Source organism: Nocardioides sp. NBC_00850 (assembly GCF_045207335.1).
GTDB lineage: Bacteria > Actinomycetota > Actinomycetes > Propionibacteriales > Nocardioidaceae > Nocardioides.
This window is the reverse complement of record NZ_CP108845.1, coordinates 4,971,064-4,987,140: the sequence shown is the minus strand read 5'-3', so window position 1 is coordinate 4,987,140 and position 16,077 is coordinate 4,971,064. Positions and strand designations below refer to the sequence as shown.

The following is a 16,077-nucleotide window of genomic DNA, read 5'->3' as shown; positions in this document are numbered from 1 at the left end:
CCGCTGCCGTGCTCATGCGAACACATTAGCGAGTGCCGCCGACAGTCTTGCGGCACTAGGGTGTGGCCACCTGACATGGGAGGTGTGGGCGATCGCTGCGAGAAACAGCGGCACCGAGGGGTCGACGTCCGGCAACGAGGACCGGCCCTGGGCCAGGTGGTTCGCTCGCTCGGGCTCGTTGCAGGTCGAGCCGGCCGAGGCCGGTGAGCAGGCCAGGACGCTGCTGAGCGAGGACGGGCAGACCGCGGCGCTGCGGTTCAACGAACGTGTGCTCGACACGCTGACCGGCGATCTGGCCGGCCTGGTCGAGTACGTCACCGTCCTCGACGGCGCCAAGGCCGACGAGGTCCTCAACACCCAGAAGCTGATCGACAACGCCTTCGCCCGGGTCTCGGCCCAAGGTGTCGACCGGTTCGTGGCCTGGCTCGCGGAGCTGCGTACGCAGGGCCATCCGGCGATCGCGGTCCAGGCGCTGCACGCCTACGGACGGCTCGCGGACGGCGACCTGGCCGTGGTGGCGACCTCGCTGGAGTCCGCCGCGGACCGGGTGATCCTGATCGCGGCCGCCGCGCTGCACCGCCCGCCCGAGGACGCCGCCCGGCTCGCGATCGAGACCGAGCACGACGCCTCCATCGCCTACGCCGTCATCCACGACGTGCTCCGTCAGCGGACCGTCCCCGACATCGCCCGGTTCCTCCGGGCGCTGCACCTGCTCGGCGCGCCGGACCTGGTCAACGACACGGTGAAGCAGTTCGCGGCCCCTGCCAGCGGTCGCTCGAACCTCGACAAGGCGCTGCTCTACGTCGCGCTGTACGCCAGCCCGAGGCTGCGTGAGATCGCCCTGGACCTGCTCTGGCGCACCCTCGGCGCGATCGGTGACCTCGGCCGGGCGCCGGGTCCCGCCCAGCAGCAGGATCTCGTCGCGGCGTTCTGGGAGCTGTGCCCGGGCGGACGCGTGCTCGAGGACTGGTTCAAGCTGCGCCTCGACGGCAGCGAGAACGCCGAGGAGGCGCGCGAGCACGTGGTCCTGCTGCTGCGGGGCAGCCGGGGACCCGGCCGCGACAGCCTCCTGGCAGCCATGGCCGGCGACGCGACGCCGATGAACCTCAAACGCATCTGCGAGACCCTCATGGAGGAGGGCGACGAGGCCCAGGCGGCGATGCTCGTCCGCGCGCTCGCCCACAGCGGCCACATCGAGCGACTCGGCGACTTCCTCGACCGGTGGTCGTGGGCGCAGCCGTCCGCCGACACCACCCGAAAGCTTCTCCACTGGGTGCTCACCCCGGAGGGCGCGGACCGCGAGCCGATGGCGTCCGCCGTCGTGGAGGGCATCGCCGGCTATCTCGCCGACGGCCACGGCAGGACGCTGGGCGAGGACCTTCGGCGCCACGCCGCGACCCTGGTCAGGCTCCGCCCCGCCGAGGAGATCGTGGGTCTGCTCGGGCACGTGCCCTCCCGGGTCGGCAGACGGGGCCGGTCGGCCGTCGCCGCCGACGTCGGCTGGAGGCTCGCCGAGGATCTGCTCGTCTACCCGGCGCCGACCGAGGAGACGTACGTCGCCTGGTACGCCGAGTGCCTCGCCGCCCTCGAGTCGGCCGGGTTCACCGACGCGGTGCGTACGTCCTGGCATCACCTCGCCGACGAGGCGATCAACCGCCGTGGTGCCGGGCCGACGATCGCCGAGACCGCCCATCAGCTCCTGAGCAAGGAGCTCGCCGGCACGGCCGACCGGCTGCTGATCCGCTATCTCGACCAGGCGCAGAGCGTCACCCCCACCGACATCGTCGGCATCACCACCCGGCTGCGCCTGCACCGCTATCCGGAGGCGAGTCGCGCCGGGGTCCTGCGCCGCTCGGTGGGGCGGTGGCAGGACCGGGCCCGAGTCGATGCCGTCGTGGAGGCCCTGGTCGCCGCCGGCCAGGAGGAGGAGGCCGAGTGGGTCAGGGCCGGGTCGTCGTGAGCCGGGTCTGTCTGAGGTAGCGGCGCCCCGCACCGACGAGGAGGACGAACGCGCCCGAGGCGACGATCATCACCAGGGCACGCAGGCTCCACACGCTCCACACGGAGTCGTCGTCGATCCGGTGGCGGACGGCGCTGAGCAGCGTCAGTGCGACCAGGTACAGCGCCAGCACGACGAACGGACGGTTCGCCGGGTCACGAGAGACCAGCCGCGCGCCGTGGTTCTTCGCGTCGTACCAACCCAGGCCGGGGACCCGGAGATGATGGAGCCAGGGGAGCACGAGGAGGACGAGCGATCCCCAGCCGATCACCGCCACGCCCTTCCACACCCGGTCCCACGCGGACTCGTTGACGACCAGCGCGATGGCGACGAAGGCCGCGTACGCCGCGAACGGGAGGAGCCGCTGGGCACCCGTCCCGAGCAGGTCGGAGCGCACGGCCAGGACGACGCAGGTGACTGCGTACAGGATCAGGATCGGGATGGTGTTGAGCACGGCCAGGGTCTGCCAGTCGCCGCCCACCGCGACCAGGACGACCAGCGCGAGCACCAGGTTCACGAGCAGGATCAGCCAGAACGAGTCGCCGGTGCGGCCGGGGAGCCGTGATGCCCGCGGCTCGTGCAGGCCGCTGGGGACGTACCTCTCCGCGCTCAGCGCGTAGACCTCGCGGCTGAGGGCGTAGGTGAACACGATGCCGGACCCGATCGGGGCCAGGATCGCGGCGATCCGGACCAGCACGACCAGCCAGTCGAGCGGCGCCCCGGCCAGCGTGGCCGCGTCGGTCAGGCGAGCGTAGGAGGTGCCGTGCTCGGCCCCGGAGCCGGCCATGTGCTCGGCGTAGACCAGCTGGAGGGCGGAGTAGAGCAGGAACGAGCCGACGACCGTGCCGTAGACCGCCCAGCGCACCCGCCTGGCCACCTCGCGACGGCCGCCACGGACCTCGCCGGTCACGTCCAGGGGCGCCTGGAAGCCGATGTAGGCGTAGATCACGCCGCTGGTGATCAGCGCGCTCAGTACGCCGGTCGACGTCGGCCCGGCGGCCGGTCCGGGGCCGGTGAGGGGAGCGGGGACGGCGAGCGCCAGGCACACCACGAAGACCACCGGGATGGCGATCTTGAGCAGCGTCAGGGCCGCGTTCGTGCGGAGGACGAGCCGTCGGGGCAGCAGGACGAAGGCGATGATCGCGGCGGTCACCAGCACCGCCAGGGTCGATCCGGTCCCGGTGAGCCCGCCGTCGCCGGCCAGGGCGGGGACGATCTCGGCCAGCCCGTTGACCGCGGCCGCCGCCTGGGCGGCCGGGTTGATGGCGTACGAGATCCACAGGGATGCCGCGAGGATGATCACCACCAGCGGCCCGAAGGCGTCGTGCGGGTGGAACAGCAACCCGCCGGTGCGCTGGGAGATGAGCCCGAACTCGACCATCACGACCGCGATCGTGAGCATGAGTACGCCGCCGGCGGCCCAGCCGAGGAGCGCGGCCTCGCCCAGGCTCTCGTGGAGGGTGGGAACGGCCAGGAGCCAGCCCGATCCGATCACGCCGCCCGCGGCGAGACCGACGACCTCGACGAGGCTCAGCTTGTCGGCCTGATCGGCGGGTCGCTCGTCCCTCTCGTCCTTCGCAGGCTCTTCGGAGGCAACGGGCGTGACCGGTGTGACGGGCGTGACGGGCTCAGCGGGCTGCGGAGCGGGAGCCACGGGCACCTGCGCCCGTCGCATCGCCTCGAACGCGATCGCGGTCATCAGGCCCCCGACAGCCGCGACCCAGAAGCTCGACTCGTGCAGCAGCTCGCGGAATCCCGGGGACTTGAGGGCGTTGAGCTGGACGCTGCCGTAGATGGACATCACGAATCCCGCGGCGCACAGGATCATCCTGGCGATCGCGCTGAGGGTGTGCCGCACGCGCTGGTCTCCCACTCCCGATGATTCGAACGTCGGGAGAACCTATCGAATCAGGCCGGGGTGGCGCAGGAAGCCTGCTGGATCAACCGAGCAGGGGCGAGAGCGAGGAGAGCGGGACGGTGCGCGCGCCGGCGCGGCGTACGTCCTTGACGACCTCGGCGTCGTCGGTGGCCACCAGGATCACGCGGCCGGCGGGCTCGGCGTCGACGAGGTCGCGGATGACGTCGTCGGCGATGACGCCCTCGGGGGAGAAGAGGACCTTGACGCCGCGCGGAGGCACCGCGGTGGGACGTACGGATGCGGAGTGGGCGTCGAAGACGACGGTCGTCTCGGCGCCGGTGCGGGCGGCGATCGGCGCGATCGCCCGCAGCAGCCGCAGCCGCTGGGCATCGAGCGCCGAGCCGGGCCACAGCGCCTTGGAGACGTTGTAGCCGTCGACGATCAGCCGGACCCGCGGCATCGCCAGGAACTGCTCGAGGTGGGCGCTGCTGGTGACCCCCGCACCGGCGGCGGCGTCCGCGGAGGCCAGCTCGGCCTCCACCCGCTCGCCCGGGGTGCCGGTGACCGGCGGCAGCGCCAGCTCGCGACGCAGGCCCCCGGCCGCGTCGAGCAGCGTGTCGAGCAGGAACCGGGCCCGCAGCGAGGCATCCTCGCGGTCCGTCTTGGACGTACGCCGCTCGGCAGCGGCCTCACGCTCCAGCTTGTCGATCTGGCTGCGGAGCTGCCGCAGCTGGCGGTCACGTGCGGCGAGCTCGTCCTCGGCGCGGGCGAGCGCCGTGCGAGCCTCGGTCAGAGCCTCGTCCAGCCCCGTGCCGGCCTCGCGGGCGGCGGCCCGGGCCTCGCCGAGCTTGCGTCGCAGGGCGGTGTTGTCGGCCTTGAGGTCGTCGAGGCGGGCCTTGCGGTCGGCACGCACCTCGCGGAGCTCGTCCTCGGCCGCGGCGAGCTTGCCGCGCAGCCGGGCGACCTCGGCGTCGACCACCGGCACCGCGGCGGCCTCCAGCCGGTCCAGGGCCTCCTTGAGCGAGACCTCCCAGCCGTCGGGGCGGATGAGCCAGACGACCGCGGCCGCCTCGGCCGGATCCTCGGGGAGGACCACGTCGTCGGAGGAGCCCTCGGAGACGTACGCCGGTCGCAGCTGGCTGCCGACCTTCTCCCGGACCTCGTCGTCGCTCTCGAGCACCGAGGCGATCATCGCGCCACCGGCCTTGGCCCGCCGGGCGGGCGCGAAGTCGGCGATCCGCTTGAGCGCGGGCGGCAGGCGCACCACGTCGGGAAGCACCCCGGCCGTGAGCGCGACGATGCGCCCCCGGACCGTGTCGGGGAGCGTCGCGTACGCGGAGACCTCCATGTTCCAAGTGTAGGGACCCGGTCCGCGATCGCCGCCTTGAATACCGTGCTGCGATGGTGGTGACACGCCGGACGCAACCGGGCGAAAGCAAAAATGTCGGTGCTCGGTGAGACCGTCACTCACATGACGACGAGAATCGACTGTGACACCTGCCTCGTGCGGGGACTGGCGTGCCACGACTGCGTGGTCACCGTGCTTCTGGGGCCGCCTCCGGAGCTGACCATCGAGGACGACGAGCGCCGGGCGCTCGACGTGCTGGCCGAGGGTGGACTGGTCCCGCCGCTGCGCATGGTGGAAGGGATGTAGCCGAACTTTTGGGCGTGGGTGGTTGGCAGGTGGGGGATGCCGTCGGCTAGTGTGCGCAGGAACTTGGCGCTCGTGGAAGTGGGTCAACCGGCCCACGCGAGTGTCGCGCTTAGTCCAGGCCCGCTTCGGGGCGGGCCAGGAGCCGGGGAACCACACCGGTCGTACGCCGCGAAAACGGAGTGCGATCACCTGGGGTGCATCCGCCGCAAGGGCGATCTGGGAGACCAGATCGAGGAGCGGTGGTAAGGCAGGTCGTGCCTGAACCCGTCAGCTCACCCGGTAGGCGTCAACGACTACACACAAGGAGACCGTCCGCTCGTGACACGCGACCGGAAGCGACTCATTGCCGGAGCAGCCGGCATCGCCGCCATCGGTGTCGCCGGGATCATTCCCGCAGCGACCCCCGCCCAGGCAGACCCTGACATCGACGACGTTCGCAAGAAGGTCGACAAGCTCTACACCCAGGCCGAGGCGGCCAACGAGGACTACAGCAACGCCAAGCTGCGGCTTCAGGACCTCAAGGACCAGCTCGACGACCTCAGCTCCGACGAGAAGCGTCAGAGCAAGGAGCTCGACAAGATCCGCGCCGAGCTCCGTGACTCCGTGCTGCGGCAGTTCGAGGGCTCCGACGTCTCTGCCGTCGGCCAGGTGATCACCTCCGAGGACCCGCAGGAGTTCCTCGCCGGTCTCTCCACCGTCTCGTCCTACAACGCGCTGCAGGCCGACCTGCTGGCTCGGTACAACACCGAGGCGGAGGCCCTCCAGGTCCGCCGCGAGGCCACCGAGGACGCCAAGTCCCAGATGGCCAAGGTCAAGACGACCATGCAGCAGAAGAAGAGCGAGATCGACAAGAAGTACGAGGCGGCCCAGGCCGAGCTCGACGAGCTGGAGGCCGATGAGCTGGAGGAGTTCCAGTCCACCGACACCAGCATCCCCTCCAACCTGCCGCCGCCCTCGGGCCGCGCCAAGGTGGCCGTCGACTATGCCCTCGCCCAGGTCGGCGACTCCTACGTCTACGGCGCCACCGGCACCGAGTCGTGGGACTGCTCGGGCCTCACCATGGGTGCCTGGGGCCAGGCCGGCGTCTCGCTCCCGCACTCCTCCTCGGCGCAGTACAGCAGCGGACCCCAGGTCTCGCGCGACCAGCTCGCCCCCGGTGACCTGGTCTTCTACTACAGCCCGATCAGCCACGTCGGCATCTACATCGGCAACGGCATGATCGTGCACGCGTCCAACCCGAGCACCGGTGTGAAGGTCTCCCCGATGGACGAGATGCCCTACACGGGCGCCGTCCGCCCGGGCTGAGTTGACCCAGGACCCCGAAGAGGCCGATCGTTCGCAGGTGCGAACGGTCGGCTCTCTTCTTTCCCGCATCCAGGCCCATCCCGCCCTGATCGGGGCCGGGCTCGTGCTGGTGATGCTGCTCGCCGGGTTCGTCGGCTGGCGGCTGACCGGCGGTGGCGAGTACGTCGCACCGACCCCGAGCAGCGCGCCGGTCGTGCGCGCCGACACCGAAGGCGCCCGGGCCTCGCTGGAGGAGCTGGTCGACGGCGTACGTGACGGGGCGGAGCCCGAGGGCGAGGACGCCGCCTCGGTGGCGGTGCGCAACGCCCGGGCCATCGGCATCGGGGACGTCACCGCGAGGTACGTCGCCGAGTCGGGCAACGTGGAGCCGGACGGCTCCTGGACGGCCGACGTGGAGATGTCGTGGCGCACGCCCGGCGACCCGGCGCTGACCGAGGAGCTGAAGGTCGGCTTCGACGCCGAGGGCGCGATCAGCGGGTTCTCGGCGGCCCAGGGCACCCGGCTGCCGCTGTGGCTCAGCGGCCCGGTCGAGGTGCGCCGCACCGGCTCCACGCTCGTGGTCGCCCAGGCGTCCGCCGAGGTCGCCGACCGCTACGCCGAGCTGGCCACCACCGCCGTCGCTGGGGTCCGCAAGGTGATCCCCTGGAACGACCCGCGCCTGGTCCTCGAGGTGCCCGCGAACGGCCTCGACTCCGCTCTCGGCGCGCAGCCGGGCACCTACACCGCCGTCGCGGCGGTGACCGCGACCGTCGATGGGTCCACGAAGGCCGGGACCCCGCTGCACGTATGGGTCGACCAGGGCGTTATCGGCGACCTCGATGCCCCCGGCGCCCAGATCGTCATCACCCATGAGGCCACCCACGCGGCCACCGACGCCGCGACCAACACCCGCCGGCCGATGTGGCTGGTCGAGGGCTTCGCCGATTACGTCGCGCTCCGCGACACCAAGCTGCCACTGTCGAAGACCGCAGGCCAGATCCTCGCTCAGGTACGCGAGGACGGCGCCCCCGAACACCTGCCGGGCAAGGCCGAGTTCAACACCCGCTCGGAGCACTTCGGCGCCGAGTACGAAGCCGCCTGGCTCGCCTGCGAGGTGCTCGCCGAGGCCGGCGGCGAGCAGGCCCTGGTCGACCTCTACGAGGAGACCGGGCGCGGCATCGGCTTGGAGAAGGCGCTGCAGGCAAGCTTCGGCTTCGGGGAGGACGAGCTGACCGCCCGCTGGCGGACCCGTCTGTCACACTCGGCTCGATGACGGGGGCAGAAATGAGTGCAACGCGGCGTACGTCCTGGGTGGTTCTCGTCCTCGGGGCGGTGGCGTTCGTGGTGCTCGCCTGGACGTTGATCCCGTGGCACCCCTACCCGGGCGGCGCGCTCGACCTGCCCGACGAGCGTGACGTGTTCACGCCCGAGGAGCTCGAGCGGATGCTGGCCTACTCCGGCACCGCTCGCTGGATCAGCCGGGCCTCGCTCGTCGTCTCCCTGGTGGTCGCCTGCGTGCTCGGGTTCACCTCGCTGGGCCGGCGTCTGGTGGCGCGGCTGCGTGGACCGTGGCTGCTTCGGGTGGTGCTCGCCGTCGCCGTGGTCACGCTGCTCGGCTGGATCGCGACGCTGCCGTTCGGGGTGGCCATCCACCGGCTGCAGATGCGCTACGGGCTCTCCCGGCAGGCGTGGGGGCCCTGGCTGGGCGACTCGCTGCTGAACCAGGTCGTCGGCATCGTGACCACCTCCGTGGCGCTGCTCGCTCTCTTCGCCTGCATCCGCCTCTGCCGGCGTTGGTGGCCGGCCGTCGCCGCCGTCCTGGTCGCGGCCCTGGTGGTGGTCGGCTCGTTCGTCTACCCCGTCGTCATCGAGCCGCTGTTCAACGACTTCGAGCCGCTGCCGCGCGGCCAGTTCCGGACCGAGGTGATGGCGATCGCCGAGCGTGAGGGCGTCGAGCTCGACGACGTCCTGGTGGTCGATGCCTCCCGGCGTACGACCTCGCTCAATGCGTACGTCACCGGCTTCGGCTCCACCCGCCGCGTCGTCCTCTACGACAACCTCGTCGACTCGCAGCGGGGCGCGGCCGCGCGCGGCGCCGTCCTCTCCGTCGTCGCTCACGAGCTCGCCCACGCCAAGCACGACGACGTCCTGGTCGGCACGGTCATCGGAGCCGCGGGCGCGGTCGCCGGCGTCGGTCTGCTCGGCCTGCTGCTGTCCTACCGCCGCCAGGACGAGTACGCCACCCCCGAAGCCGTCCCGATGCTGATGGCCGTCTTCGCGCTGGCGAGCGTACTGGCGATGCCGATCCAGAACGGCCTCAGCCGGCACGTCGAGGCCCGCGCCGATGTCGACGCGCTCCATGCCACCGGCGACCTGGAGTCGTTCACCCGGCTGCAGCACGACCTCGGTGCCCGCTCGCTCTCCGACCCGTCCCCGCAGGCCTGGTCGCAGTCGTGGTTCGGCTCACACCCGACGACCCTGCAGCGCATCGCGATCGCCCACCGCGTCCTCGACTGAAGCCGAGTCGGCTCGTCCTGACCGAAAACAGCGCCGAGTCGGCTCGTCAGAACGAGCCGACTCGGCGTGGTCTTACTTGCTGTAGAGCGCGTCGACCTCGTGGCTGAACTCGCGCATGACCACGTTGCGCTTGAGCTTGAGGCTGGGGGTGAGCTGGCCACCCTCCTCGGTCCAGGACTCGGGGATGATCGCGAACTTGCGGATCGACTCGGCCTTCGAGACCGCCTTGTTGGCGTCGTCGACGGCGCTCTGGATGGCCGCGCGCAGGTCGTCGTCCTCGACGAGATCCTCGATGTTGCCGGACTTGCCGTTGGCCTCGGCCCAGGTGGGCAGCGCCTCGGGATCGATGGTGACGATCGCGCCGATGAACGGCTGGCCGTCGCCGACGACGATGCACTGGTCGACGAGCACGTGGGCGCGCAGGCGGTCCTCGAGGACGGCCGGGGCGACGTTCTTGCCGCCGGCGGTGACCAGGATCTCCTTCTTGCGGCCGGTGATCTTGACGAAGCCCTCGTCGTCGACCTCGCCGAGGTCGCCGGAGTGGAACCAGCCCTCCTCGGTCTTCGCGTCCGAGGTCGCGGCCGGGTTCTGCCAGTACTCCTTCAGCACCTGGCCACCCTTGAAGAGCAGCTCGCCGTCATCGGCGACACGCACCGAGGTGCCGGGAATCGGCCGGCCGACGGTGCCGATCTTGAACGCCTCGGGCAGGTTGACGGTGAGCGCGCCGGTCGTCTCGGTGAGGCCGTAGCCCTCCAGGACGGTGACGCCGATGCCGCGGTAGAAGTGGCCCAGGCGGTCGCCGAGCGGCGCCCCGCCGGAGATCGCGTAGGAGCAGTTGCCGCCGAGCGCGGCGAGCAGCTTGCCGTAGACGAGCTTGGAGAACAGCTTGTGCTTGGCGGCGAGCAGGAACGGCGCCTTGCCGGTCTCGGTGGCCCGGGAGTATTCGATGGCGACCTCGGTGGCCATGTCGAAGATGCGGCCCTTGCCGTCGGCCACGGCCTTCTGCGAGGCGGTGTTGTAGACCTTCTCGAACACCCGCGGCACGGCCAGCACGAAGGTCGGCTGGAAGGTGCCGAGGTCGGCGACGAGGTTCTTGATGTCGGGGGTGTGGCCCAGACGGGTGCGGGACGTGATGCAGCCGATCTGGATGATCCGCGCGAAGACGTGCGCGAGCGGCAGGAACAGCAGCGTGCTGCGGCCCTCGATGTTGAACAGGCCGTCGAGCGAGTCGACGACGACGCCGAGCTCGAACATGAAGTTGCCGTGGGTCAGCACGCAGCCCTTCGGGCGGCCGGTGGTGCCGGAGGTGTAGATCAGCGTCGCGGCGTCGTCGGGGGTGACCGCGCTGCGGCGGGCCTCGAGCTCCTCGTCGGTGATGTCGGCACCGAGCTTGACCAGCAGGTCGACGGCGTTGTCGTTGATCGACCACACGCTGTTGAGCGCCGCGCAACCCGCGCGGACCTCGCTGATCCGGCTCATGTGGCCGGCGTCCTCGGCGATGATCGCCACGGCGGCGGAGTCCTGGAGGATCCATTCGATCTGCTCGGCCGAGGAAGTCTCGTAGATCGGCACCGTCGTCGCGCCGGCGAACCAGATCGCGTAGTCGATCAGCGTCCACTCATAGCGCGTCTTCGAGAGCAGCGCGACCCGGTCCCCAGCGCCGACGCCCGCCGCGATCAGTCCCTTGGCGACCGCCGAGACCTCAGCGAGGAACTCGGACGACGTCACGTCGACCCAGGAGCCGTCCGCGCCTGGCCGGCTGAGGACGGCGGCATCGGGTGCCTCGGCGGCGTTGCGCACGACATCGTCGCTCAGACTTCCGGTGGGGGGAACAACGTACGTCGCGGGCGTGGAGAACTCGCGCACTAGGGCCTCCGCATACTGATGGTAGGTGGGTACGAACCGGAGGTTACCCCCGTCACAGCCCGACCATTTCACCGGGATGCTATCCGGTACGCTCCATGGCACCTAGCAAGTCAGGGAGTGAGGACACCACCGATGGCCGATCAGACCACCTCGACGATCGTGATCGAGGCCGCGCCCTCGGCAGTGATGGCGGTGATCGCGGACTTCAAGTCCTATCCGGCCTGGGCCAAGGGCATGCAGGAGGTCAGCGTCCTCGAGACAGGCGTCGACGGGCGGGCCGAGCAGGTCCGGTTCGTGCTGGATGTCGCGCCGATCAAGGACGAATACACCCTGACGTACGACTGGGACGACGACCGCCAGGTGACCTGGTCGCTGGTGAAGGGCAACCTGCTGCGCTCGATGGACGGCGCCTACGTGCTGCGCGACCTCGGCGGTCGCACCGAGGTCACCTACCGGCTCGCGCTCGACCTGAGCATCCCGTTGATCGGCATGCTCAAGCGCAAGGGCGAGAAGGTCCTGATCGACACCGCGCTGCGAGGCCTCAAGCAGAGAGTCGAGAAGTAGGGCATGCCTTCGTGAGAATCCTTCTCTTCACCGGCAAGGGCGGCGTCGGCAAGTCGACCGTCTCGGCCGGCACCGCGGCGATGTCCGCGGCCCGCGGCCTGCGCACCCTGGTCCTCTCGACCGATGCCGCCCACTCTCTGGGCGATGCGTTCGGGGTCGACGGCGCGTTGGGTTCGGAGCCGGTCCAGGTCACCGAGCACCTCTACGTCCAGCACGTCGACGCCCAGCGCCGCTTCGAGGAGTCGTGGGCGGAGGTGCAGGGCTATCTGCTGAGCGTCCTGGACACGATCGGGGTGGACCGGATCGCCGCCGAGGAGCTGACCATCATCCCGGGGGCCGAGGAGGTCTTCGCGCTCCTGGAGCTGCGCCGGATGGCGGTCTCGGGGGAGTGGGACACGATCGTGGTCGACTGCGCCCCGACCGCCGAGACGCTGCGGCTGCTCGCCCTTCCCGAGGCCCTGGGCTGGTATCTCGAGCGCATCCTCCCGGTGCAGCGCAAGATGGTGAAGGCGCTCAAGCCGGTGCTGACCAAGGCGGCCGGGGTGCCGATGCCCGGCGACTCCGTCTTCGACGCCCTGGTGCGGCTCCACGACGAGCTCGCGGAGGTCCGCGCCCTGCTGTCCGGCCCCGAGGCATCCGTACGCATCGTGCTGACCCCCGAGCGGGTCGTGCTCGCCGAGGCGCGACGCTCCTGGACGACGCTCTCCCTCTACGGCTACCGCGTCGACGGTGTGGTAGCCAACCGGATCTTCCCGGCCGGCGGCTCCGACGACTGGCGCGCCGGCTGGGTCAAGGCCCAGGACGACGTGCTCGGCGACGTCGGCGCCTCCTTCGAAGGTCTGCCGGTCTGGCGCTCGTTCTACCGGCCGACCGAGCCGGTGGGCGTCGAGGACCTGCGCGAGGTAGCCGAGGCGGCCTATGCATGGACCGGCAGCGTCGACCCGCTCGCCGTCCCCGAGACCGCGGCTCCGTTCCGCACCGAGACCACCGGCGAGGCCACGATCGTCCATCTGGCGCTGCCCGGGCTGGCCCAGTGGGTCGAGCGCGACCAGGTGCAGCTGGGCCGCAACGGCGACGAGCTGGCGATCACCGTGGGCGCCTACCGCCGCCTGCTGACCCTTCCCGCCGCCCTCGCCCGGATGCGCGTCAGCGGGGCGCGGGTCGAGGGCGGGGAGCTGCGAGTAACGTTTTCTCGTCAGACGACGAACACCGAGAGCGAGTTATCGTGAGCGAGCGTCAGCGAGCGAGCCATCAGGTCAACACGCGGCCGCGTCCGTATCCTGGCGCTCGCGCTACGGACGTGGTCGCGTGAGCGAGCAGCGCCACGAGTGGGCGGACGAGCCGTTGGGGTCGACCGCCGAGGAGCTCGGCCGGCTGATGGAGGCCATCGGCGAGTGGGCCAAGGACTCCCGGATCGGCCACTTCACCGAGGCGGTCGGAGAGCATCTCGATACCGGGGCACCGGAGTGTGCCTACTGCCCGCTGTGCCGTACCGTACATGTCCTCCGGGAGTCGAGTCCGGAGGTCAAGGTGCACCTGGCCAGCGCTGCCGCATCGTTGATGCAGGCCGCGGTCACGGTGCTCAATGCGGCGGCCACGAGTCCGGGTGCTGGCCCTAGTGAAGGCGAGGATGCTCACAGTGATGGCGTGCGGGCTGAGGAAGATGCGACCCGGGACTGGGCGCAGCGCTCGGAGAAGGTCGAGCGGATCGATCTCGACGGCTGGAGCTGAGGCATGACGACGACGAAGAAGCTCGCCTGTGGCGTCGACGTCGGTGGCACCAAGATCCTCGGCGGCGTCGTCGACCACGACGGCAACATCATCGAGGACCACCGCGTCGAGTCGCCGGCGAAGAGCCCGGAGGCCATCGAGGCCGCCATCATCGAGGTGGTCCTGGAGCTCAAGACCCGCCACCCGATCGAGTGCGTCGGCATCGGCGCCGCGGGCTACATCGACAAGGGCCGCTCGACGGTCATGTTCGCGCCCAACATCGCCTGGCGCGACGTACCGCTCAAGGAGCGCCTGGAGAAGGTGCTCGAGCTGCCGGTCGTGATCGAGAACGACGCCAACGCGGCCGCGTGGGGCGAGTTCGAGTACGGCGCGGGTGCCGAGGTCGACAACATGATGCTGGTGACCGTCGGCACCGGTGTCGGCGGCGGCCTGGTGCTCGAGGGCGAGCTCTACCGCGGCGCCTTCGGCGTCGGCGCCGAGATCGGCCACATGCGGGTCGTGCCCAACGGCCACCTGTGCGGCTGCGGCAACCGCGGCTGCTGGGAGCAGTACGCCTCGGGGTCGGCCCTGGTGCGCAACGTCCGCTCCGCCGCGCGCGGCGGCTCCCTGCTGGCCCGCGAGGTCCTGGACCGGGCCGAGGGTGACCTCGACAAGATCAAGGGCCCGCTGATCACCGAGGCGGCCCGCGACGGGGACGCCTTCGCGATCGAGGCCCTGACCGACCTCGGCGTCTGGCTCGGCGAGGGGATCGCCTCGATCGCCGCCGTGCTGGACCCGGCCGTGGTGGCCATCGGCGGGGGAGTGGCCGAGGCCGACGACCTGCTGCTCGGGCCCGCTCGGCGTGCCTTCCAAGCTCAGCTGACCGGCCGGGGACACCGGCCGATGCTCGACGTACGCAAGGCGACGCTCGGCAACCAGGCGGGTTTGATCGGCGCTGCTGACCTGGCTCGCAAGTGAGCCACCACAAGTGAGCGAGCGCCAGCGAGCGACGATAAATCTCAGGCCGCCACGTCCGTATGATTGCGCTTGCGCTACGGAGGTGGCGGCTTGAGCCTGCACATCGGTGTCGACATCGGCGGCACCAAGGTGCTCGCGGCGGAGGTCTCACCGGACGGTGAGGTGCTCCGCACCGCTCAGCGCAGCACGCCCGGGCGCCGGGTCGAGCTGGAGCTGGTGGAGGACGCGCTGACTGAGGCGGTCACCGAGGTGGCCGCCGGCCGGCCCGTCGCCGGCGTCGGCCTGGCCGCCGCGGGGTTCGTCGACGCGGCGGGGGAGCGGGTCATGTTCGCTCCCCACCTGCCCTGGCGGGGCGAGCCGACTCTGACCCGGCTCTCCTCGCGATGGGGCACCCGGGTGGCGCTCGACAACGACGCCAACTGCGCCGCGCTGGCCGAGCTGGAGCTCGGCGCGGCCCGTGGCGTCGACTCGGCCCTGCTCATCACCCTCGGCACCGGCATCGGCGGTGCCGTGGTCCTGGACGGCCGGGTCGTCCGGGGCCGCAACGGCATGGCCGGCGAGTTCGGCCACATGCAGGTCGTGCCCGGCGGGCTCCCGTGCGAGTGCGGCCTCACCGGCTGCTGGGAGCAGTACTCCTCCGGCAACGCGCTGGTCGCCTTCGTGCGCGCCCGCGTGGAGACCGAGGAGTACGCCGGCTGCGCGCTCGACGAGCTGGCCGCCGGCGACCCGCTCAAGATCACCGGCCCGGCGGTCACCGCCGCCGCGGCCCGCGGCGATGCGCTCGCGCTGGCTGCGTACGAGTCGGTGGGGTCGTGGCTGGGGGTCGGGATGGCGGGCCTCGTGGCCGCCTTCGACCCCGAGCTGTTGGTCGTCGGCGGGGGAGTCTCCACCGCGGGAGACCTGCTGCTGGTGCCGGCGCGCACGGCGCTGGAGGCCTCGCTCGTCGGCCGCCTGCACCGCGAGGTGCCGCGGATCGTGGCGACCGCCTTCGGCGCGGAGGCCGGCGTGGTGGGAGCGAGCATCCTGGCTCGCCGCCTCACCTCGAGCCAGAGCTAGACGCGAGCGCCGTCGTCCCAGGGGTCGCGGGGCTCGGACGGCATGGTCGCCAGCAGGTAGACGAAGCCGGCCAGGAAGGCGGCGACCAGGCCACCGATGACCCAGCTGTTGAAGTGCCGGCCGGTGATCTGGGTGATCACGATCAGGACCAGCACGGCGACCGGTGCGCCGAGCACCCCGATCCAGGCGAGCAGGCGCGCCGGGGTCGGCTTCGGGAGCGGCGGCGGAGGCGGTGGAACGTAGCCCTCCTCGTCGTCGCGCCACATGTCGTCATAGGCGTCCGGCTCGTCGACGGTCTCGACGATGTCGATCTTCTTCTCGAAGAGATCGCGGGCGACGGGCTCCTCCTCGAGGGCGGGGCGGTCGCCGTAGTTCTCGACGATCTCGCGCCATGCTTCGTCGTCCGACGACGGGCCCTCCGAGGGCACGGAGGCGTCGTCGGAGGCCCCGGTCGCGTCCTCGGGCCGGTCGTCTCGGTCGCTCACGCCGCCACCTCCGTCGCGCAAGCGCCAGAATACGGACGCGGCGGCGTGTTGTTCCCTCGGTTCCCTCGCTGACGCTCGCTCACTTCTCCAGCCTAGCCGGATCTCA

Annotated in this window: 14 protein-coding genes and 1 riboswitch; of the genes, 10 read left to right on the top strand and 4 right to left on the bottom strand. The window is 71.1% G+C overall.

Annotation, left to right across the window (positions count from 1 at the left end):
* The first annotated feature begins 82 nt into the window (after positions 1 to 82).
* The gene (locus OH802_RS24185) at positions 83 to 1,960 is read left to right on the top strand and encodes a hypothetical protein (RefSeq protein WP_406022864.1); all 1,878 of its coding nucleotides are present in this window, start codon (positions 83 to 85) and stop codon (positions 1,958 to 1,960) included.
* Here OH802_RS24185 and OH802_RS24180 read toward each other — a convergent pair.
* The gene (locus tag OH802_RS24180; RefSeq protein ID WP_406022863.1) at positions 1,941 to 3,857 is read right to left on the bottom strand and encodes an APC family permease; all 1,917 of its coding nucleotides are present in this window, start codon (positions 3,855 to 3,857) and stop codon (positions 1,941 to 1,943) included. The two genes, OH802_RS24185 and OH802_RS24180, sit on opposite strands and share 20 nt — an antisense overlap.
* Before the next feature lie 82 nt (positions 3,858 to 3,939).
* Positions 3,940 to 5,205 (bottom strand): NYN domain-containing protein, encoded by a 1,266-nt coding sequence (locus tag OH802_RS24175; protein WP_406022862.1) that lies wholly within the window; start codon positions 5,203 to 5,205, stop codon positions 3,940 to 3,942.
* Between the two features lie 123 nt (positions 5,206 to 5,328).
* Between OH802_RS24175 and OH802_RS24170 the strand changes: the two genes are divergently transcribed.
* The 4 genes from OH802_RS24170 (at position 5,329) to OH802_RS24155 (ending at position 9,312) form a co-directional block, all read left to right on the top strand.
* Positions 5,329 to 5,511: a hypothetical protein gene (locus OH802_RS24170; RefSeq protein ID WP_091049976.1), complete on the top strand. Its 183-nt coding sequence runs from the start codon at positions 5,329 to 5,331 to the stop codon at positions 5,509 to 5,511.
* 96 nt (positions 5,512 to 5,607) lie between these two features.
* A riboswitch (cyclic di-AMP (ydaO/yuaA leader) is annotated at positions 5,608 to 5,812 on the top strand.
* A gap of 17 nt (positions 5,813 to 5,829) precedes the next feature.
* Positions 5,830 to 6,816, top strand: a complete 987-nt coding sequence (locus tag OH802_RS24165; protein WP_406022859.1) for an NlpC/P60 family protein — start codon at positions 5,830 to 5,832, stop codon at positions 6,814 to 6,816.
* A 37-nt stretch (positions 6,817 to 6,853) separates the two neighbouring features.
* A complete protein-coding gene (locus tag OH802_RS24160; protein WP_406022857.1) occupies positions 6,854 to 8,068 on the top strand; it encodes a hypothetical protein in 1,215 nt (404 codons plus the stop codon).
* Positions 8,065 to 9,312 carry a M48 family metallopeptidase gene (locus OH802_RS24155; protein ID WP_406022855.1) on the top strand — a complete coding sequence of 416 codons (1,248 nt, stop codon included), beginning with the start codon at positions 8,065 to 8,067 and terminating at the stop codon, positions 9,310 to 9,312. Before OH802_RS24160 ends, OH802_RS24155 begins: the two co-directional genes overlap by 4 nt.
* A gap of 72 nt (positions 9,313 to 9,384) precedes the next feature.
* Here OH802_RS24155 and OH802_RS24150 read toward each other — a convergent pair whose 3' ends face one another.
* Positions 9,385 to 11,178 carry an AMP-dependent synthetase/ligase gene (locus OH802_RS24150; RefSeq protein ID WP_406022854.1) on the bottom strand — a complete coding sequence of 598 codons (1,794 nt, stop codon included), beginning with the start codon at positions 11,176 to 11,178 and terminating at the stop codon, positions 9,385 to 9,387.
* Positions 11,179 to 11,310: 132 nt separating this feature from the next.
* Between OH802_RS24150 and OH802_RS24145 the strand changes: the two genes are divergently transcribed.
* From OH802_RS24145 to OH802_RS24125, 5 genes are all read left to right on the top strand, one after another.
* On the top strand, positions 11,311 to 11,742 hold the full coding sequence (locus tag OH802_RS24145; RefSeq protein WP_406022852.1) for an SRPBCC family protein: 432 nt from the start codon (positions 11,311 to 11,313) through the stop codon (positions 11,740 to 11,742).
* A gap of 11 nt (positions 11,743 to 11,753) precedes the next feature.
* A complete protein-coding gene (locus OH802_RS24140) occupies positions 11,754 to 12,971 on the top strand; it encodes an ArsA family ATPase (protein WP_406022851.1) in 1,218 nt (405 codons plus the stop codon).
* Positions 12,972 to 13,050: 79 nt separating this feature from the next.
* The gene (locus OH802_RS24135) at positions 13,051 to 13,473 is read left to right on the top strand and encodes a DUF5304 family protein (protein WP_160024370.1); all 423 of its coding nucleotides are present in this window, start codon (positions 13,051 to 13,053) and stop codon (positions 13,471 to 13,473) included.
* A 3-nt stretch (positions 13,474 to 13,476) separates the two neighbouring features.
* Positions 13,477 to 14,430, top strand: a complete 954-nt coding sequence (locus OH802_RS24130; protein WP_406022848.1) for an ROK family glucokinase — start codon at positions 13,477 to 13,479, stop codon at positions 14,428 to 14,430.
* Positions 14,431 to 14,520: 90 nt separating this feature from the next.
* Positions 14,521 to 15,486, top strand: coding sequence for an ROK family protein (locus OH802_RS24125; RefSeq protein WP_406022846.1), 966 nt, complete (start codon positions 14,521 to 14,523; stop codon positions 15,484 to 15,486).
* Here OH802_RS24125 and OH802_RS24120 read toward each other — a convergent pair.
* On the bottom strand, positions 15,483 to 15,971 hold the full coding sequence (locus OH802_RS24120; RefSeq protein WP_406022844.1) for a hypothetical protein: 489 nt from the start codon (positions 15,969 to 15,971) through the stop codon (positions 15,483 to 15,485). The genes OH802_RS24125 and OH802_RS24120 overlap by 4 nt on opposite strands.
* Between the last annotated feature and the right edge of the window lie 106 nt (positions 15,972 to 16,077).